The sequence below is a fragment of the Aeromicrobium sp. PE09-221 genome (genome assembly GCF_002174305.1).
In the GTDB taxonomy this organism is placed as follows: Bacteria; Actinomycetota; Actinomycetes; order Propionibacteriales; family Nocardioidaceae; genus Aeromicrobium.
Genome location: NZ_MIJB01000035.1, coordinates 31,741 through 49,918 on the forward strand (window position 1 = coordinate 31,741; position 18,178 = coordinate 49,918).

Genomic DNA, 18,178 nt, shown 5'->3' on the forward strand with positions numbered 1-18,178 from the left:
GCGGGGGTGCACCTGGTGGGCATGAAGACTCCCAACCTCTCCGCCCCCCGGACCCGCCGCCGACTCATCACCGCCGTCGGCGCGGCGGTCTCCGTCCTCGTGCTCTCCGGTGTCGGCGTCTACGGCCTCCTGGCCGGACCACCCAGCCCGGGCCGGGACGATGACGGCGAGCGCCCCGAGCCGGGCGTCACCGCGCCCTCCGATCCAGTCCCCACCACGACGCCGCGGCTGCCGGTAGTGCGGGCCTCGGACGATCCGCAGACCTTCGCCCGCAACGTCGCCACCGCCCTGTTCGAGTGGGACACCGCCTCGGGGTTCATGCCCCTGGACTACACCAGCGTGATCCTCGACGTCGGCGACCCCACCGGTAGGGAGCAGGCGGGACTCGCCTCCGACATCGCCGCCTACCTCCCGCCCCGAGAGGCCTGGCTGGAGCTGCGGCAGTACGCCACCGCCCAGCACCTCACCATCGACAACACCTACATCCCCGACGCCTGGGAGACGGCCGAAGAGCAGGCCCAGCCCGGGCAGCTCACCGAGGGCACGGTCGCGGTCACGATCGAGGGCACCCGCCACCGCGAGGGCCTGTGGAACGACGAACCGGTCACTTCTGAGCATGCGGTGGCGTTCACGGTGTTCGTGGTCTGCGCACCGACCTACGACACCTGTCACCTGCTGCGGCTGTCCCAGCTCGACAACCCCCTCCGATAGGACCGGAGGTCGTCGTCGTGTTGAGAAAGCTCGCCATCGCCGCCGGAATCCTCGTGTTCATTGCGCCATCGCTGGTACTGGTCGGGATCGGCGTGGTGATGAACCCCGCCCTGACCGCGACCGCCTCCTGCACCATCCCCAGCGGTTCCAACGTCACCGTCGGCGACGTCCCTGACGAACTGACTGTAACGACGGCCAATGGTGAAACATTCACGCTGAACCGGACCCAGCTCACCCACGCCGCGACGATCATCGAGACCGGCAGTCAGATCGACGGGATCACCCGTGACGGGCTGGTGATCGCGCTCATGGCGGCGCTGACCGAATCGACGCTGCGGATGCTCGCCAACACCAGCGCCTACCCAGAGTCCGCGGACCATCCGAACGACGGGGACGGCTCCGACCACGACTCCCTGGGCTTGTTCCAGATGCGGCCGCAGTCCGGGTGGGGCACGGTCGCCGAGCTGATGGACCCCGTCTACCAGGCGCGGGCGTTCTTCGGCGGCCCCACCGGACCCCACCACCCGAGCCCCAGAGGTCTGCTGGACATCCCCGGGTGGGAGCAGATGGACAAGGGCGAGGCCGCCCAAGCCGTCGAAGTCTCCGCCTACCCCGACCGGTACCGCAACTATCAGCCGGTCGCCGAGACCATCCTCACCACCCTCACCGGCACCGGTGGTATCGGCCCGGCCGGCCCCGCCACCCGCGGCGTGGCAGCAGGACCGGCGCAGCAGTCGGCTCGGGTGGTGTTCCCGCTCCCCGCAGACACCTGGGTGCTCACCAGCGACTACGGCCCACGCGTGCATCCGATCACCGGCGAGCACAGCTTCCACACCGGCACCGACTTCGCCGCCCCCGACGGGACCCCGATCCTCGCCGCCGCCGACGGCACGGTCACGGTGGCGGAGTTCTCCGGCGGCTACGGCGGCCTCATCGTCATCGAACACACCATCAACGGCGCCACGGTGGCGACGGCGTATGCGCACATGTGGGAACACGGCATCCACACCACAGTCGGTGACCGCGTGGCCGCGGGCCAGCACATCGGCGATGTCGGCTCCTCCGGCAACTCCACCGGACCGCATCTGCACTTCGAGGTCCGATCCGGCGGCACGAACGGTGAGCACACCGACCCCGCCGCCTGGCTCAACACCCACAACGCCGCCGACCTCCCCGAACCCGAGACCGGCACACCAGGCGGCGCCTGCAACCCCGGTGGTGGGACGACCGGTGGTGAGCCGGACCCCCTCGACGGCGACCCCGACAGGATGGTCGAGGACCCGACCACCACCGGGCAGATCACTGCCCGCCTGCTCCACCTCTACACCCAGACCATCGCCGCGTTCCCCGACACGAGCTGGGCCTGCTACTCACCCCGCCCCGGCACCGTCTCCGAACACCCCCTCGGACGCGCCTGCGACCTGACCTTCGGCAACACCATCGGCGAGCCGGCAACCGGACCAGCGCTCGACCTCGGCTGGAACGTCACGAACTGGATGAAAGACCACGCCCAGACCCTCGGCATCGAGTACCTGATCTGGCAGAACCAAATCTGGTCCACCGCACGCGCCGACGAGGGCTGGCGCCCCTACCAACGCGGCACCGACGTCACCACCCGCCACGACGACCACCTCCACGTCACCGTCCGGGCCAACTAGCGTTCATTTCGTGGAGAGCTTCAACGCCACGAGTTGCTTCACATCACCAACCTCGTCGGGCGTCCGAACTTCCAGTGGGATCGAGAACAGATTCCCCGACGTTGGCATCTGTGCGATCCGCTCACGCAGGTGCCCATTGATCGCACGATCATTCGAGAGTGTCTCCCGGAGCCTCTCGGCGAAGTGGAACGACACCTGCAACACGCCAGGTGTGACGCAGAGCCAGGCCAACGTCTTTCCGTTTCGGGATGCCTTCGCGAGCCACCCGCCGTCGCGATAGTGGCGCCACGTCACCTCCGCGCCAGCAGAAGCGAACACCTCGGTGGCCTCATCCCAAACGCTTGAAGCATCACCCAGGGCGACGCTGATGGCGCCCTGCTCGGGACGGACTTGTGCATCGGTGAAGACATTCCCCACATCAGAAACCCTACGCGCCCGCGTTCATCCGGGCATCGCTGCGCACCTCACCATCATGGATTTCGAACGCATTGAATACTTGCCTCCGCCGGTTGGGAGCTGACCGGGGGCGCCGGGTCATGGTGTCTGAGAAGCGGGTCTGCCGATGTCACCTCATGAGGTGGGAGATCCGCGCCGGCGACGCCGCCGCCGTCCGGCGGCTGTGATGTCCGGCGAGTTCGCGGAGCCGCCGGACCCGGTCGCTGGTGGGCGGGTGGGTGCGGAACAGCGCGGTCATGCCGTCACCGGCCAGCGGGTTGGCGATCATGAGGTGGGCTTGAGCGGCGGATGAGCCATTCGGCGCCATGGGCATCGCCCGGGTGCCGTGTTCGATCTTCTCCAGGGCGCTGGCCAGGGCGAGCGGGTCACCGGACAGGTGGGCGCCGTCGGCGTCGGCCTGGTACTCGCGACTCCGGCTGATCGCGAGCTGGATCAGCCCCGCGGCGATAGGCGCCAGCAGCAGCATCAGCAGCGCGGCCAGCGGGTTCGGCGCCTCCTCCTCATCGGAGCCGAAAGGCAGCAGCAGGGCAAGGTTCGCCAGCGAGGTAAGGATGCCGGCCAACGCGGCGGCGACACTAGAGATCAGGATGTCCCGGTTGCCGACGTGGGACAGCTCATGGGCCAGCACCGCACGCAGCTCCCGCGGGCTCAGCATCCGCAGAATGCCCTCGGTGACGCACACTGCGGCGTTCTCGGGGTTACGGCCGGTGGCGAACGCATTCGGCTGTGCCACGCGGCTCACGTACAGCCGTGGCATAGGGTGCCGGGCGGCAGCCGCCAACTCGCGCACCATTGCGTACAGCTGCGGTGCTTGGCGTTCGGTGACCGGCTCGGCAGCCATGGCGGCTAGGGCGATCCGGTCCGAGGCGAAGTAGGCCGTGCCGTTCATCACCAGCGACAGCACCGTCGCTACGAGTAGTCCGGTGCTGCCACCGATGCCGTAACCGACTGCCAGGATCAGACCGGTCAGCAGACCGAGCAGCACCGCTGTCTTCAGTCCGTTGTAGTAGCGGCGCATCGCAGAATTACCTCCCTGTTCCCCTCTTCCTCATGTCCTGTCGATGTGTTCGAGTGGGCGGCGCGCCCCACGCTCACCACTGACAACACGTACGGCTCAGCCCACATTCCCGAAAGTTGAGCCGATGTGACTCAACTTCGGAATGGTGTGGCGCCTTCGTGCGTTGTGGAGGGTGACGGCGCGGACCACCGCACCGTCGAGACGTCATCACAGACACAACGGCACGACAGTGGAGGTGAAGAAGTCATGGCACTGCCCGTACTGCGATCGAACAGCACTGCGGATCGGTGGGACCCATTTCGTGAGTTCGAGGACCTCTACACCCAGATGGGACGGTTGATGGACTCAGCCTTCGGTCGCGTGGACCAGAGCACTGGTGGCTGGTCGCCGTTGGCCGATGTGACCGAGACCGACGACGCCTACCTGGTCGAGGTCGAGCTCCCCGGCGTCAAACGCGACGACATCACCATCGATCTGATCGGCACCGATCTGGTCGTCGCCGGAGAGCTCAAGGAGAAGGAACGCCAAGGGCTGCTACGGCACCGCACTCGCCGCGTGGGCCAGTTCCACTACCGTGTCCAGCTGCCCGACAGCGTGGACGCCGACAGCGTGGAGGCCAAGCTGGAGGAGGGGGTGCTCAGCATCCGCGTCCCCAAGACCGAAATCGCCAGACCACGCCGCATCGCCATCAGTAGTTCCTGACCATTGCGGTCCGACCCGAGATGGCCCTGGCCTGTACCGGCCGGGGCCATACTCTTGCGGCACGACATCCGTTCGACCATCGCTCCAGGCGAGGGGTGACCCCGGAACCCGCCGATGAGTCTCGACAGCACGCCGGTGATAGTGGACGGACCCACGTCACCGCATCCGCCGACGCGACTTCGCTCATGTGGCCAGCAGAGCGATAGCCGTGTCAGTGCCCGGCGGCAGCCGAGGAGATAGACCGCGAACTCAGCAGCGGGTACGTCCCCGCAGCCTAGCGGGTGCCGTTGTCACGAATGCGCCGCAGCTCCACCGCACCTGGCTCGTCGGTCCACGCCCCACACATCGACGCTAGCTGCTGACCTCCCCACCAGTGACACCGCCAGCGCACCTGGCCAGCATGAACATCTCGAACGCCTCGAACGATCGCTAGCGCCGGTTGAGCTGACCGGCATGGATGTGTTCCCCGACTTCGACAGCCTGGAAGGCATCGGTGATCTGCGCGAGGTCATCGGTGCGCTGCTGACCTTAGTGCTCATCATCGCGGTGCTGATGCTGATCGTCTGCGCGATCGCCTGGGCGCTGTCGACCGCGAACGGCCACCACGGTGCCGCCACCAAATCAAGGACCGGCGCCTGGACCGCCCTGGGCGCCGCGGCCCTGGCCGGCGGCGGGGTCGCCTGGCTGAACTGGCTGATCGACCTCGGCCAACAACTCTGAACCACACCCCACCAGCGGACCTCTCATCGGCTCCGACCGCGTGGGGCGGGTGGTGCACCTGATCGGCGAGAACCCTCTGCCTCGCGATGAAGGAGCACCCCCACGATGAGCACCCTGATCCTCGCCGCCGAAACCGCCACCGCCCTCGGCCCACTGCTGCCGATGCAGGTCGACATCGACCCCAACGACTCCGGCCTGCCCGGCATCGCCCAGCTGCGCACCATCGTCGGCGCCGTCATGACCATCGGCCTGATTCTCTCTGTCTTGGCGTTGATCGTCTCGGCGATCGTGTGGGGTTTCGGCGCCAACTCCTCCAACCCGCATCTGGCCGGTCGGGGGAAGATCGGCGTTCTCGTCTCCTGCGGCGCCGCCGTGATCTGCGGTGCGTCCGTCACGTTGATCAACTTCTTCTGGGGCGTCGGCCAGCAGGTCTGACCCCCACCCGCCAAACCTTCTCGATTCTGCGTAAGGAAGTGGTCTGCGGTGGGTGTGTGCGATATCCCCCTCGTCTCGACCGTCTGCGACACCGCCGGCGAAGCCGCCGCCAGCCTGGTCTCGGCGCCGTTCGACTGGATCGCCGGCGCGATGGGCGCCGCCGCCGGGTGGTTGTTCGAGGCGGTGTGGACGGTTTTCGACACCACCACCCTGGTCGACGTCACGTCGCCGGAGTATGTGGCGGTCTACAACATCCTGTTCGGCATCGCGGTCTTCGTGATGCTGATCTTCTTCTGCCTCCAACTCATCACCGGACTCATCCGCCGCGACCCCACCGCCCTGTCCCGCGCCGCCCTCGGGTTGGCGAAGTCGGTGCTGGGGTCGTTCGTGGTCATCACCCTGACCGCGCTGTTGTTGGAGATCGTCGACCAGCTCTGCATCGGGATCATCCAAGCCGCCGGGGAGACCACCGAGTCCATGGGCGACAAGATCACGCTGCTGGCCGCCGGGCTGGTCGGGATCAACATCGCCGCACCCGGGGTCGGGGCGATCATCACGATCTTCCTCGCCGGGCTGGCGATCAGCGCCGCGGCGATCGTCTGGCTCAGTCTTCTGGTGCGCAAGGCGCTGTTGCTGGTCGCGATCGTGCTCGCGCCGCTGGCGTTCTCCGGGGCGTCGTGGGATGCGACCAAGGGGTGGATCAGCAAGTGGGCGATGTTCGTCATCGCCCTCATCGTCTCCAAACTCGTCCTGGTCGTGATGTTCCTCGTCGCCATCACCCAAGTCTCCGCACCCATCGACGGCGACCTGGCCTCCGTGGCGGACCCGATCGCCGGGATCGTGCTCATGGCGATTGCCGCCTTCGCCCCCTACCTGACCTATAAGTTCCTGTCGTTCGTCGGGTTCGACATGTACCACGCCATCGGGTCCGAACAGGACGCCAAGAACGCCCTCAACCGGCCCGTCCCCACCCCCGCCAAGCCCGGAAGCAACGGGAACGAGCCCAAGAAGATCCTCGACGACAACACCGGCGGCGGTGGCGGCGGTGGTGGTGGGAAGAAGCCACCGGAGCCGAAGAACCCCGCGCCCGCAGGCAGCGGGACGGCCGGCGCCGCTGGCGGCAAGACCGCAGCAAGTGGTTCCGCCGGAGCAGGCGCGGGCCCCGGGGCCGGGGCCGCGGCGGCTGGTCCCGCGACTGCGGCCGTGGTGGCGGCGAAGGTCGCCAAGGACGCCGCGACCGCCGGGCCCAAGGCCGGCACGGCGCTCGGCGGGCAGGGCGAGGCCGCCGCCGACTCCGCTGGACAGGCCGGCAACGCCCCGCCGGCCGCGCAGGCACCCCCGCCATCGACGCCGGCACCGAGGACACCCACCGGCGGGCCGTCAGAGGTGCGTCCGCCGAAGCAGCCTCCGCCGCCTGCGCCGAAGCCGACCGGGAAGGAGTGAACCGGTCATGGCCATGAAGCAGAACGACCGCGGTACGTCTTCGGAGTTGGTGCCGGTGAAGTTCTCCCGCCTCACCCGCCGCGGGGTGTTGTTGGGGCTGTCGTTGTCGCAGCTCATCACCCTCGCGGTCGGCATCCTCAGTATCGTGGGGGCGCTCTACGCAGGGGGCGGCATCCTGCTCGCCTACACCACACCCATCTGGGTCATCGCCGCCGCCTTGACGTGGACACCCATCGCCGGGCGGCCCGCGGTCGAATGGCTGCCGGTCGCGTTCTGGTGGCTCTGGCGCTCCACCGGCGGACAACTCCTCTACCGGCGGCGGGGCGTCACACCCCGCCCCGTCGGCACCCTCGCCCTGCCCGGCGACATGGCCAGGCTGCGCGAATACACCGACCCCGACACCGGCGCGGGGATGATCCACGACCCCCACGCCCAGACCCTCACCGTCGTCTGCGAGGTGACCCATCCGGCGTTCGTGCTCCTCGACCCCGGCGAGCAGGAACGCCGGGTCACCTCCTGGGGCCGCGTCCTGGCCACCGTCTGCCGCTCCGGACGCATCGCCACCTTGCAGGTCTTGGAGCGCACTCTGCCCGATTCGGGGACCGGCCTGGCGGAATGGTGGGCTGCTCACGGCACCGCCGACGACACCTGGGCCGCGACCACCTACGCCGAGCTGATCGACCGCGCCGGGCCTGCCGGCGAACGCCACGCCACCACCCTGTCGCTGTCGCTGGACATGAAGAACGCCGCCCGCCAGGTCAGGACCGCCGGCGGCGGCATCCGAGGTGCCGCCGCGGTCCTGCGCCAAGAGATGTCCACCCTCGTCGCCGCATTGCGGTCGGCCGACCTCACCCCGTCGGGGTGGCTGAGCCCGGGGGAGATCGCCGTCATCCTCCGCAGCGCGTATGACCCGGCGATCGCCGCCACGCTGGAACGTCACGGCGAACTCGGACAATCCCTCGCCACCGCCGGGCCGGTCGCGGTCAACGAGTCCTGGACCCGGCTGCGCACCGATTCGGCCCACCACGCCGTGCTCTGGATCAGTGAGTGGCCCAGGTCGCTGGTCTATCCCGGCTTCCTGTCACCGGTTCTCCTCTCCACGGGCATTCAGCGGTCGTTCTCGCTGATCTGCACCCCGATGCGCTCCGACCAAGCCGCACGGGACATCCGCAAGAAGAAGGTCGAGCACATCTCCGATCAAGCGCAGCGGGCAAAGATCGGGCAGATCGAAGACGCCGCCCAGACCGCCGAGTACCAGGACGTGCTCCAGCAGGAAGCCGACCTCACCGCAGGCCACGGCGTCCTCAGATACACCGGCCTCATCTCCGTCTCCGCTCCGACAGTAGAGGAACTGGAAGCCGGGGTCGCGGCGATCGAACAGGCCGCCATCCAAGCCTCCTGCGAAACTCGGCTGTTGGTCGGCCAGCAGGCCGCGGCGTTCACCGCCGCCGCGCTGCCGCTGTGCCGCCGCGTCTGAGCTGACCAGCCGGGGGTTGGGTGCAGGGCGTGCACCTGAGGGGTGAGCCCGAACCACCGGGCTCGCCCTCTCTGTTCGCTCACCGTCTTGGAGGCTGTGATGCCCACGTTCCACGACCCGCTCGCCGATGCGGCCGAAGCCTCCGAAGCACTGCGAGGCCTGGCCCACGCCTCCCGCGTCTTCGATGACCCAGCCGACACCTACCGGGTGTTCGGGGACCTCGTGGCGGGAGTTCGATCGCTGCGCCACGTCCTCGACCAGCTCGCCGACACCCACTTCAACGCGCGAGATCGGGCGTTCGACGATGACGGCAATCCCGCCGCCGGCGCGGCGTCCGCGCTGGCAGCCGCCGATGAGCTGCACCAGGCCGGCACGCTGCTCGATCAGGCCTACGACCGGCTCGACGCGGCATTCTCGCACTCGGGGAGGATCGCCTGGCACCCCGAACCGGTCGTCGACAGAGACGCCCAGCGGGAACGGCTGGCGGCCCGCCTGGACGGCGCCCCCGCCACCCCGATCACGACGGTGCAGGCCGGGTCGCTCGCGTTGACGGTGTGGCCCGATGCGCCGGTGGGTGAGCATCAGCGCTACGCCTACCGGATCACCGACACCACCACCGGCCAGACGGTGGAGGGCCGGGACCTGTTCACCGGCGCCGGCACCCTCGTCGACCCCCACCGCGCCATCCGCGACCTCGCGACCTTCCTGAGCGCCGCCGGTCAGGCCCGCCAGCACGGCCTCGACCAGTCCGGGAGCAGCCCGGAGCACGAGGGCCTGTTCCCCGCGTGGGTGGCCGAGGCCGCCCGCACCAACACCGATGCCCTGGCCGAGCTGAGCGAACACGACCCCACCGAGCCCGAACAGGCGGTGGGGCGGCGCTGGCTGAACGTGGCTTTCCTCCAGGGCGAGGAGGCCGATGCGGTGCTCGATCTGATCGACCGCGACGGCGCCGAAGCCGCCATCGCGCACCTGAGCGGGTACGACTATGGCGACGAGACCACTCAGGCGGCCCTGGAGAACGGCTACGTCTACGACGACCAGCCACCTACCGGCAGCACCGACCGAACCGTCCAGGACGGCCGGTATGCGCTGACCTACAACCACGCGCTCGGGCATGTGGGCCTGTACCGCGAGTTCGACACCCCACCCGATCCCGCACTGCACGAGGCCCAGCAGCCAGCCTCGGCGGTCGTCAACGAGCAGCCACACCACGCGCCCGCACCGGCTCGGGAGGCGTCGGCTGCCCAGCGCGCCGCCCTCGGCGCGGACCGCGACTGGTACGCCAGCCCAGCCGGCACCATCAGCCAGTCCGGGCGAGGACTGTCACTATGACCGGCGAAGGAGACGAGCGGGAGCGGCTGCACACCTCGGTCCTCGTCGCCCCCGCCAAGGAGCACCGCCAGCTGCGCAAACAGCGCCGGAAGGCCACGGCAAGACTCCAGGCCGAACAGCACGCCGCCGACAAGGCCGCCGCACGCGCGAAGGCCGAGGCTGAGCGCGCCGAACGCCGCGCCACCCGCTACCTGCCCGCCGCCGGTGAACCCGGCCCCGCCGCTCTCAGATCGCCGGGGCGGTTCCGGCTCCCGCGCCATCAGGACACCTCCGCGACCCTCGCCGGGGCGTATCCGTTCGTCGCCGAAGGCGGCCTGGGCTCCGACGGGGTGTTCGTCGGCCAAGACCTCTACTCCGGCGGCAGCTTCGTCTATGACCCCTGGGTGCTCTACGCCCGCGGCATCATCACCGCACCCAACATCGTCCTGGCCGGAATCGTCGGCTCCGGCAAGTCCTCACTCGCCAAGTCCCTGTACACCCGCAGCCTGCCGTTCGGTCGCCGCGTCTACGTCCCCGGTGACCCCAAAGGCGAACACACCGCGGTCGCCGAGGCAGTCGGAGGCCGGGCGATCGTGCTGGGCCACGGCCTGAACACCCGCCTCAACCCCCTCGACGAAGGCCACCGACCGGGCGGCCTCAGCGATGAGCAATGGAAGACGACCGTGGCCTCCCGCCGCCGCGACTTGATTGGCGCGCTGGCTGAGACCGTGCTGGCGCGCGGGCTCACGCCGTTGGAGCACACCGCCATCGACCTCGCCCTGACTGCCACCGTGAGGGAGAACGACGTGCCGATCCTGCCCACCGTCGTCGACCACATCCTCAACCCCACCCACGACGACGACAACGGGCGTCTCGCTGAGGACGGCCGGCTCGTCGGCCACGCCCTACGCAGGCTCGTGGCCGGAGACCTCCAAGGGCTCTTCGACGGACCCTCCACCGTCACTTTCGACCCGTCACTGCCGATGATCAGCCTCGACCTCTCGCGGGTCACCGAGAACTCCACGCTGATCTCGGTGTTGATGACCTGCTCCAGCGCGTGGATGGAGTCCGCCCTGCTCGACCCGAACGGCGGGCAGCGGTGGGTGATCTACGACGAGGCCTGGCGGCTCATGTCCCACCCCGCCCTGCTCAAGCGGATGGACGCGCACTGGCGGCTCGCTCGTCATTACGGGATCGCGAACATGCTGATCTTCCACAAGCTCTCCGACCTCGACAACGTCGGCGACGCCGGATCAGCCATGCGCTCCCTCGCCAACAGCCTGCTCGCGAACGCCGAGACCAGGATCGTCTACCGCCAAGAGTCCGACCAGCTCGGACCCACCGCCACCGCCCTCGGACTCACCGGCACCGAACAGAACCTGCTCCCGTCGCTGGGTGTCGGGCAGGGGTTGTGGCGGATCAAGGATCGCTCCTTCGTGACCCAGCATCAGCTCCACCCCGCCGAACTGGGACTGTTCGACACCAGCTCCCGGCTCACGCAGGGGGTCATGTGATGGGCCCGAAGAAGCCACGGCGGATCACCTGGCAGGACCCCGCCGAGGCCCCGGTGCTGCTGCCACACGTCGTCGTCACGGTCGTCGAAAACGGAGCGCTGGACGTCACCGTCGACGGTGCACCGTTCCCGCCGCCGCGACAGGAGTCCGCGTGGACGCGCAGCACCTTCGGTGAACTGTTGGATGCCGTCACCGCCGACCGCACCGTCGCGGTGCGGATCGAGGTCCGCGAGAACGATGGGTCCGTGTTCACCGACATCGTCCGCGCCCGGCGCCCCGCGCGTTCCGAGCCGACCGAAGTCGAGGATGCTGAGGATCAAGACCAGGTCGCCCAGAACCCGTCTGCCTCCCGGCTGGTCGAGGTCATCGACGAGGGGTTCGTGCCCGGGGAGGACATCGCGGTCGCGCTGATCGTCGCGCACACCGATGCCACCGGCACCGGCCACGCTCGCGCCCTGATCGACACCACTCGCCTCGCTGATCTGCTCGACAACGGCACCGGTGAGGTCGTGCTGTTGGGCCGGGTCTCCGGAACCCTGCACGTCCGGCGGCTGTCATGATGAGCGGGCAGCGGCAGACCGGTGGCATGGGCGATGAGCTGACCAACGCCGCCATCGTCGCCCTGATCGGTGCGTTCGGCGCTGCGCTCGTCCTGCGTGCCGCCGGAAGCGTGGCGGCGTTCCTGACCGGCACGCCCCAACCCACTGCCGGGCCAGCTTCGGGGCTCGGTGTGCTGTTCAATCCCGCCGACCCCGCGATGGCGCTCGATGCCGACGGGCTGAGCCCGGTCGCCTACTGGATCGTCACCGGGATCATGCTTGGCGCCCTCACCGCTGCCGGGGCGTGGGTATGGGTGCGGCTCAAGCGCCATTCCAGGAAAGCCGAGACCGACCCGCGACGCCTGGCCGGCACCGCCACCGCCCACGAGGTCACCCAGACCGCCTCGGCCAAGGCGCTCTTGAAGCGCGCTTCGACACTGCGCCCCTCCCTCGATAAGCCCACGCCCTCCGATGTGGGCTACCTGCTGGGCCGCTCACGAGGCAAGCAGGTGTGGGCGAGCGTGGAGGACTCGATCCTGCTCATCGGCCCGCCCCGATCGGGCAAAGGCCTCCATGTGGTCATCAACGCCATCCTCGACGCACCCGGCGCCGTCGTCACCACCTCCACGCGGCCGGACAACCTCACCGCCACCCTCCGCGCCCGCCAACGCGACGGACGGCCGGTGGCAGTGTTCGACCCCCAACATCTCGCCGAGGGCATCCCCGCAGGGATGCGCTGGTCACCGATCCGCGGTTGCCACGACCCGCTCACGGCGATGATCCGCGCCACCGGACTCGCCTCGGCCACAGGGCTCTCCGCCGGTGGGGTGGAGTCCGGCGGGTTCTGGGAAGGCAAAACCCGCACCGCCCTGCAAGCCCTCCTGCACGCCGCCGCCCTCGATCACCGGCCACCGGCTGAGCTGTTCCGCTGGACCCTCGACCCCACCGCTGCAGCCGAGGCCGTCGCGATCCTCACGAACGCACCGGCAGCGGCGACGGGATGGGCGGAATCGCTCGGGGCGATGATCGATTCGGACCCCAAGACCAGGGACTCCATCTGGCAAGGCGTCGCACTCGCCCTCGGAGCCCTGGCCGACCCTCGGGTGCTTGATGCGGTCTCACCGCGGGCTGGTGAGGACTTCGACCCCGAGACCTTCATCCGTCAGCGCGGCACCCTGTATCTACTCGCCACCGGGGCCGGCGCAGGCGCCTCCGCCGCGCTCGTGGCCGCGTTCGTCGAAGACCTCATCGAAACCGCACGCCGCATCGCCGCCCGCTCACCGGGCGCCCGCCTCGACCCACCCCTGTTGCTGGCACTCGATGAGATCGGCAACCTCGCACCGCTGCCCTCGCTGCCGACGCTGATGGCGGAGGGTGGCGGCACTGGGATCACGAGCCTGCCGGTGTTGCAGTCGCTGGCGCAGGCGCGGGAGAAGTGGTCCGACAACGCCGCCGGAGCCATCTGGGACGCCTCCATCGTCAAGATGGTTCTCGGTGGTGCGTCCAACTCCCGCGACCTCCAAGACCTCTCCACCCTCATCGGCGAACGCGACGAGTACACCGACTCGGTGACCCTCGGCGATCACGGCACCCGATCGAACCAACGCTCGGTGCGCCGGGTGCCGATCCTGCCGCCAGACCGGATCAGGACACTGCCGTTCGGCACCGGGGTGACCCTGCTGCGCTCAGCACCCCCGATCGTCACCGACCTGCGCCCTTGGCCCTCTCGTCCTGACGCGGCTCAGTTGACGGCCGATCGGGCCGAGGTAGAGGCGCTGCTGCGCGGCCCCGGCTCGTAGTCGGGGCCTGGGGTTGCCTGTGCACCTGCCTGACATCAGCGGCTCCGATCGGCGGGGTCGCGTGAGTGTCAGGAGGAGAGTCAGATGGCTATCCGCACCCAGGAGTCGTTCTCCGGGTTCATCGCCTCGGACCCCCAACTCAGCCAGACCTCGAAGGGTGATCCTCGGTTCTACGCCCGGGTCGGCAAGGAGCACTTCCGCCGCGAGGACGACGGATCGTTCACCCAGACCGAGACGACCTATCACCATCTGGTGATGTTCGGCCGGTCGGCCGAACACGCGCATGACCGGTTCACCAAGGGCGACAACTTCATCGCCGAGGGCTACACCCGCGAGGTCAACTACGAACGCGACGGCCAGGCAGTCGAGAGCGAGGAGTTCGTGGCCAAGAAGATCGGTCACGACACCGCCCGCACCCGTTATGAGGTTGACCGCACCCCACGCCGCGCAGCGGCGGAGCGGGACGCGGCCGCGTTCGAGCTACCGTCCCGGCCCGCCCAGGCACCGCAATCCACGGCCATCGGCCTGTGAACGCCGGGAGCCGAGCATCATGACTGACACCCCCGAGGCCGATCCACCCGGCGCCGACCCGACCAACGGTGAGGGGCCGGAGTTGGATGAGCCGGATGTGTTCGACGGTCCGCCGCGCGTCAGCGACGCCGATGTGCCCGAGACGCCGCACCCGGTGAACTGGAACCTGCTGTCCGCGCATGACCTGGAAACCGAATGGCTCGCGCTGAACCGGTGGGTGGACTGGTTGCGCCACACCTACGGACTTCCCGCCAGCGTGCTGCCGCCGTTCTGGCACCACCACTCCGAACTGGTCTGGGAACTGTCCGCGCTGCACCTGCACTGGCTGGGTGCCTACGACCCCGAGCAGAATGCTTCCGCGGCGATCGGCTGGCACCGCGACTTCGCCGACGCCCGCGCCCGCCTCCGGGACTGGGTGGCCGCCTCGGGCACCCGGATCGATCGTGACCGGCCCACCCGGCAGACCACCTGGCCGGGCGAAGAACCCGGACCGCCGGTGGAGGATGTGGTGATCGCCGACCGCGACGCCGAGTTCGTGGAGTTCGTCCACGCTCAGGTCCGCAGACGCCAGGAGGCCGAGGACGAGTTCTACGCCAGCCTCGACGACGACCTCGATGTTGACCCGGTCACCGGGGAGGTGCGGGAGTGATGGGCGGCTACATGAAGAAGACCGACCGGCGCCGCTACGAAGACCGCTCCTTCTCCGTCCGGGCCGTGCACCGAGACCCGGCCGATCTGCACAAGCTCGCCGAGGTGCTGATCCGGTTGACCTTGCAGGAGACTGGCCGCAGCCGCGCCGACCGCCGCGCCGCCGAACCACCTGAGACCTACCGCGACCCAGCCGCAGCCCTCCGCTCAGCGGCGAGTGTCGCAGGCCCGTTGGTAGAATGACACCAGCAAGCCTCGCGTACGCGGGGTGTTGTGGTCCCAAACCTCACCCGCACGGGTGGGCAACACGCACCGTGACCCGGTCGGGTCTCGTCCTACAGCCACACCGATGGCTGCTCTCACGATCAACACTCCTCCCAGGCGTCTGGGAGCGCGAGGGTCGAATCGCGTGAGAGGCAAGGACCCGATGACCACCACAACGACTGCTACCGATCCAGCCGGCAGCCTGATCGACCCGCCCACCAGCGCCGCGGTCGCGATCTCCTACCTGCGGGTCTCCACCCGTGAACAGGCTTCCAAGGGCGGCACCGACGAAGGCTTCTCTATCCCCGCTCAACGCGACGCGGTGCGCCGCAAAGCCGACCAGCTCGGCGCGGCGATCGTGGAGGAATTCGTCGACGCCGGAGCCTCGGCCAAGTCCGCCGACCGGCCCGACCTGATGCGGATGATCCAGTACGTCAAGACCAACAAGGTCGCCTACTGCATCGTCCACAAGGTCGACCGGCTCGCCCGCAACCGCGCCGACGACGTGACCATCCACCTCGCCCTCCAACAGGCCGGAGTCATGCTCGTCTCGGCGACGGAGAACATCGACGAGACCCCCTCGGGGATGCTGCTACACGGGATCATGTCCACCATCGCCGAGTTCTACTCCCGCAACCTCGCCACCGAGGTCACCAAGGGCATGACCCAGAAGGCCATCAGCGGCGGTACCCTCGGCAAGGCCCCCATCGGCTACCTCAACGTCCGCACCCGCGACGACCAAGGCCGCGAGGTCCGCACCGTCGAACTCGACCCCGAGCGAGCGCCCCTGATCGAGTGGGCGTTCAAGGCCTACGCCTCGGGGAACTGGACCGTCAGCCAGCTCCACGACGAACTCACCTCCCGCGGACTGGCCAGTCTGCCCACCCCGAAGCGGCCGTCGAAGCCGCTGGCGGTCTCCTCGGTACATCGCCTGCTGACCAATCCCTACTACAAGGGCGATGTCGTCTACCGCGGCACGCGCTACAAGGGGACCCACCGTGCCCTCGTCCCACCCGAGGTCTGGTACCAGGTCCAGTCCGTGCTCACCGCTCACAAGACCGCCGCCGAAGCCACCCAGGTCCACGACCACTACCTCAAAGGCACCATCCACTGCGGACAATGCGGGTCCCGGCTGATCGTCTCCAACGCCAAGAACCGACACGGCAACGTCTACTGCTACTTCGTGTGCTCCGGCCGGCACTCCAAACGCACCGACTGCACCCGCGGCGCGATCCTGATCGAAGACGTCGAGAAGCTGATCGAGGACTACTACACCCGCGTACAGATCAGCCCCGCCCAGCGCGACGCCCTCTCCGGGATGCTCCACCACGAGTTCGACCGACTCATGGCCGCCGAGACCGACGAACTCGAACGCCTCACCACTCACCGAGACCGGCTCGAACACGAACAAGACCGGCTCATGCAAGCCCACTACGCCGACGCCATCCCGCTGCCCGTCCTCAAACGAGAACAAGACCGCATCCTGGGCGAACTCGACCGCATCAACAGGCGTATCGACGCCCACCACGGCGACTACGCCGACGCCCGAGCCCACCTCGACGACGCCCTCGGACTCCTGGCAAACTGCGCCGACATCTACCAACGGTGCGACGACGCCAACCGGCGCCTGTGCAACCAAGCCTTCTTCACCAAGGTCTACATCGACGAAGACGACAAACTCCGCGTCGAGAACAACCGACCCTTCGAGATGCTCCTCGACCCCGAGGTCAACGCCAACGCCCTCAACTGGACCCAGAACGGCAACAAGGCCCGAACCCCAGCCAACGATTCCATTGGCAAGGGTTCGAGCCTTGTGCGCGGGGTGGACCTCCGTAGAGAGTTCGAGAACCCCTGCCCGGCCTTGAAAACCGTGGTTTCTCGCAGGTCGCGGGGCGTCTACCGGCGGGACCGGAGGCCGCTGGAGCCGTCTGTGGTGGACGAGCGGGGGCGGATGGTGCGTGCAGTTGGGATGACTCAAACCTTTCTGAGCCCGGGGCAGGTGGATGAGCTGGTGGCCTCGTATGAGCCGGGCGCGACACTCGTGGAGTTGGGCGAGCGGTTCAGCATTCATCGCCGCACCGCGGCGGCGCACCTTGTCCGCCGCTCGGTACCGATACGCCAGCGGGGGCTCGATGAGTGCCATCTCGCCGAAGCGGTCGAGCTGTACGACGAGGGCCTTACGCTAATGGAAGTCGGGCTGCGGTACGGGGTCAGCCAGCAAGCTGTCCGACGCGCGCTGGCCGCAGAGGGCGTCACGATTCGACCGGGTGGTCGGCGCGCAAAAGCCGTCGCATCGAACGTCTGAGCTGCGACTCCGGCGGTGTCATCCGTTATCCGTGGGATTCGGAGCGAATCGGACATCACTCGATCGGAATCTCGATCGGGGTGTGGAGGAGGTTCGCCACTGGTGTGTACAGGTCGACGTCGGTGGCGTCAGTCTGGAGTGATACGACGAGGGCGTAGCGGATCTTCCGGTCGACGCGTTCGCGGTTCTTGTTGTTCTTCCACCAGCCACCGACGGGGTAGACGGGAGCCTGTCAAGATGTTTGTGTAAGTGGGTGTCGTCTCGGTTTCAGAGGTAGGGGTTGATCCGGTCGGGGTAGGCGATGGCGAGTTGGGCCAGAGCCTTCTTCCAGTTCGTGGTGATTTGTCCTTCGACGAGTCGGGGTGAGGCTTTGCGCTCGCTGGCGGGTTTGCCACGTTCCTTCGCTCGTTCTCGAGCTCGTTTGTCTTCGATGTTGCAGATCGCGAGCCACAGCAGCTTCACTGAAGTGCCCCAGGTTTGATGCCGCGTCCTTTTGAGTTGGAAGGATGCATGTCATGCCGAAGAAGATCGATCCGAAGGTGCGCGAGCGCTGTGTCCGGATGGTGCTGGAGCACTTGCCGGAGTATCCATCGCTGACCGCCGCAGCCGAGGCCGTCGCCCGGCGGGAGAACGTCGGGAAGGAGTCG

Annotated in this window: 17 protein-coding genes and 2 pseudogenes; 16 read left to right on the forward strand and 3 right to left on the reverse strand. The window is 68.4% G+C overall.

Features of this window, described 5'->3' with window-relative positions:
* Window positions 1–21: 21 nt before the first annotated feature.
* Window positions 22–711 (forward strand): hypothetical protein, encoded by a 690-nt coding sequence (locus tag BHE97_RS18055; RefSeq protein ID WP_087625453.1) that lies wholly within the window; start codon window positions 22–24, stop codon window positions 709–711.
* A gap of 17 nt (window positions 712–728) precedes the next feature.
* A complete protein-coding gene (locus BHE97_RS18060) occupies window positions 729–2,369 on the forward strand; it encodes a M23 family metallopeptidase (RefSeq protein WP_087625437.1) in 1,641 nt (546 codons plus the stop codon).
* 3 nt (window positions 2,370–2,372) lie between these two features.
* Here BHE97_RS18060 and BHE97_RS18065 read toward each other — a convergent pair whose 3' ends face one another.
* Both BHE97_RS18065 and BHE97_RS18070 read right to left on the reverse strand, forming a co-directional pair.
* Window positions 2,373–2,786, reverse strand: coding sequence for a DUF3788 family protein (locus BHE97_RS18065; protein ID WP_087625438.1), 414 nt, complete (start codon window positions 2,784–2,786; stop codon window positions 2,373–2,375).
* A 148-nt stretch (window positions 2,787–2,934) separates the two neighbouring features.
* Entirely contained in the window at window positions 2,935–3,843 is a 909-nt protein-coding gene (locus BHE97_RS18070; RefSeq protein ID WP_087625439.1) for a M48 family metalloprotease, read from the reverse strand.
* Between the two features lie 246 nt (window positions 3,844–4,089).
* Between BHE97_RS18070 and BHE97_RS18075 the strand changes: the two genes are divergently transcribed.
* The 13 genes from BHE97_RS18075 (at window position 4,090) to BHE97_RS18135 (ending at window position 17,531) form a co-directional block, all read left to right on the forward strand.
* The gene (locus BHE97_RS18075) at window positions 4,090–4,545 is read left to right on the forward strand and encodes an Hsp20/alpha crystallin family protein (protein ID WP_005053543.1); all 456 of its coding nucleotides are present in this window, start codon (window positions 4,090–4,092) and stop codon (window positions 4,543–4,545) included.
* Window positions 4,546–4,998: 453 nt separating this feature from the next.
* Window positions 4,999–5,265, forward strand: a complete 267-nt coding sequence (locus tag BHE97_RS18080) for a DUF6112 family protein (protein WP_087625440.1) — start codon at window positions 4,999–5,001, stop codon at window positions 5,263–5,265.
* A 162-nt stretch (window positions 5,266–5,427) separates the two neighbouring features.
* A complete protein-coding gene (locus BHE97_RS18085) occupies window positions 5,428–5,700 on the forward strand; it encodes a DUF6112 family protein (RefSeq protein ID WP_201791521.1) in 273 nt (90 codons plus the stop codon).
* Window positions 5,701–5,748: 48 nt separating this feature from the next.
* Complete coding sequence (locus tag BHE97_RS18090; protein ID WP_087625442.1) at window positions 5,749–7,143, forward strand: conjugal transfer protein TrbL; 1,395 nt, start codon at window positions 5,749–5,751, stop codon at window positions 7,141–7,143.
* 7 nt (window positions 7,144–7,150) lie between these two features.
* Window positions 7,151–8,620, forward strand: coding sequence for an SCO6880 family protein (locus BHE97_RS18095; RefSeq protein ID WP_087625443.1), 1,470 nt, complete (start codon window positions 7,151–7,153; stop codon window positions 8,618–8,620).
* Between the two features lie 99 nt (window positions 8,621–8,719).
* Window positions 8,720–9,952, forward strand: a complete 1,233-nt coding sequence (locus BHE97_RS20480) for a hypothetical protein (protein ID WP_201791517.1) — start codon at window positions 8,720–8,722, stop codon at window positions 9,950–9,952.
* A complete protein-coding gene (locus BHE97_RS18105; RefSeq protein WP_087625444.1) occupies window positions 9,949–11,445 on the forward strand; it encodes an ATP-binding protein in 1,497 nt (498 codons plus the stop codon). The genes BHE97_RS20480 and BHE97_RS18105 overlap by 4 nt, the downstream gene beginning before the upstream one ends.
* Window positions 11,445–12,005 carry a hypothetical protein gene (locus tag BHE97_RS18110; protein ID WP_087625445.1) on the forward strand — a complete coding sequence of 187 codons (561 nt, stop codon included), beginning with the start codon at window positions 11,445–11,447 and terminating at the stop codon, window positions 12,003–12,005. Before BHE97_RS18105 ends, BHE97_RS18110 begins: the two co-directional genes overlap by 1 nt.
* The gene (locus BHE97_RS18115; RefSeq protein WP_201791518.1) at window positions 12,005–13,783 is read left to right on the forward strand and encodes a TraM recognition domain-containing protein; all 1,779 of its coding nucleotides are present in this window, start codon (window positions 12,005–12,007) and stop codon (window positions 13,781–13,783) included. Before BHE97_RS18110 ends, BHE97_RS18115 begins: the two co-directional genes overlap by 1 nt.
* 84 nt (window positions 13,784–13,867) lie before the next feature.
* Window positions 13,868–14,314 (forward strand): single-stranded DNA-binding protein, encoded by a 447-nt coding sequence (locus tag BHE97_RS18120; protein WP_087625447.1) that lies wholly within the window; start codon window positions 13,868–13,870, stop codon window positions 14,312–14,314.
* A gap of 19 nt (window positions 14,315–14,333) precedes the next feature.
* On the forward strand, window positions 14,334–14,963 hold the full coding sequence (locus BHE97_RS18125) for a hypothetical protein (protein WP_087625448.1): 630 nt from the start codon (window positions 14,334–14,336) through the stop codon (window positions 14,961–14,963).
* Window positions 14,963–15,205, forward strand: a complete 243-nt coding sequence (locus BHE97_RS18130; RefSeq protein WP_005053517.1) for a hypothetical protein — start codon at window positions 14,963–14,965, stop codon at window positions 15,203–15,205. The genes BHE97_RS18125 and BHE97_RS18130 overlap by 1 nt, the downstream gene beginning before the upstream one ends.
* A gap of 184 nt (window positions 15,206–15,389) precedes the next feature.
* A complete protein-coding gene (locus BHE97_RS18135) occupies window positions 15,390–17,531 on the forward strand; it encodes a recombinase family protein (RefSeq protein WP_087625449.1) in 2,142 nt (713 codons plus the stop codon).
* A gap of 267 nt (window positions 17,532–17,798) precedes the next feature.
* Here the strand turns inward: BHE97_RS18135 and BHE97_RS18140 are convergent.
* Window positions 17,799–17,996 (reverse strand): annotated as a pseudogene (locus BHE97_RS18140) (IS256 family transposase); the annotation flags it as partial.
* 50 nt (window positions 17,997–18,046) lie between these two features.
* Here BHE97_RS18140 and BHE97_RS19835 point away from each other — a divergent pair.
* Window positions 18,047–18,178 (forward strand): annotated as a pseudogene (locus tag BHE97_RS19835) (IS3 family transposase); the annotation flags it as partial.

What these genes read in the sequence shown, in the direction of transcription:
- BHE97_RS18105 (WP_087625444.1), top strand. Translation starts at nt 9,949, where the DNA reads ATGACCGGCGAAGGAGACGAGCGGGAGCGGCTGCACACCTCGGTCCTC.
- BHE97_RS18085 (WP_201791521.1), top strand. Translation starts at nt 5,428, where the DNA reads ATGCAGGTCGACATCGACCCCAACGACTCCGGCCTGCCCGGCATCGCC.
- BHE97_RS18055 (WP_087625453.1), top strand. Translation starts at nt 22, where the DNA reads ATGAAGACTCCCAACCTCTCCGCCCCCCGGACCCGCCGCCGACTCATC.
- BHE97_RS18080 (WP_087625440.1), top strand. Translation starts at nt 4,999, where the DNA reads ATGGATGTGTTCCCCGACTTCGACAGCCTGGAAGGCATCGGTGATCTG.
- BHE97_RS18115 (WP_201791518.1), top strand. Translation starts at nt 12,005, where the DNA reads ATGAGCGGGCAGCGGCAGACCGGTGGCATGGGCGATGAGCTGACCAAC.
- BHE97_RS18110 (WP_087625445.1), top strand. Translation starts at nt 11,445, where the DNA reads ATGGGCCCGAAGAAGCCACGGCGGATCACCTGGCAGGACCCCGCCGAG.
- BHE97_RS20480 (WP_201791517.1), top strand. Translation starts at nt 8,720, where the DNA reads ATGCCCACGTTCCACGACCCGCTCGCCGATGCGGCCGAAGCCTCCGAA.
- BHE97_RS18075 (WP_005053543.1), top strand. Translation starts at nt 4,090, where the DNA reads ATGGCACTGCCCGTACTGCGATCGAACAGCACTGCGGATCGGTGGGAC.
- BHE97_RS18130 (WP_005053517.1), top strand. Translation starts at nt 14,963, where the DNA reads ATGGGCGGCTACATGAAGAAGACCGACCGGCGCCGCTACGAAGACCGC.
- BHE97_RS18125 (WP_087625448.1), top strand. Translation starts at nt 14,334, where the DNA reads ATGACTGACACCCCCGAGGCCGATCCACCCGGCGCCGACCCGACCAAC.
- BHE97_RS18095 (WP_087625443.1), top strand. Translation starts at nt 7,151, where the DNA reads ATGGCCATGAAGCAGAACGACCGCGGTACGTCTTCGGAGTTGGTGCCG.
- BHE97_RS18135 (WP_087625449.1), top strand. Translation starts at nt 15,390, where the DNA reads ATGACCACCACAACGACTGCTACCGATCCAGCCGGCAGCCTGATCGAC.
- BHE97_RS18120 (WP_087625447.1), top strand. Translation starts at nt 13,868, where the DNA reads ATGGCTATCCGCACCCAGGAGTCGTTCTCCGGGTTCATCGCCTCGGAC.
- BHE97_RS18070 (WP_087625439.1), bottom strand. Translation starts at nt 3,843, where the DNA reads ATGCGCCGCTACTACAACGGACTGAAGACAGCGGTGCTGCTCGGTCTG.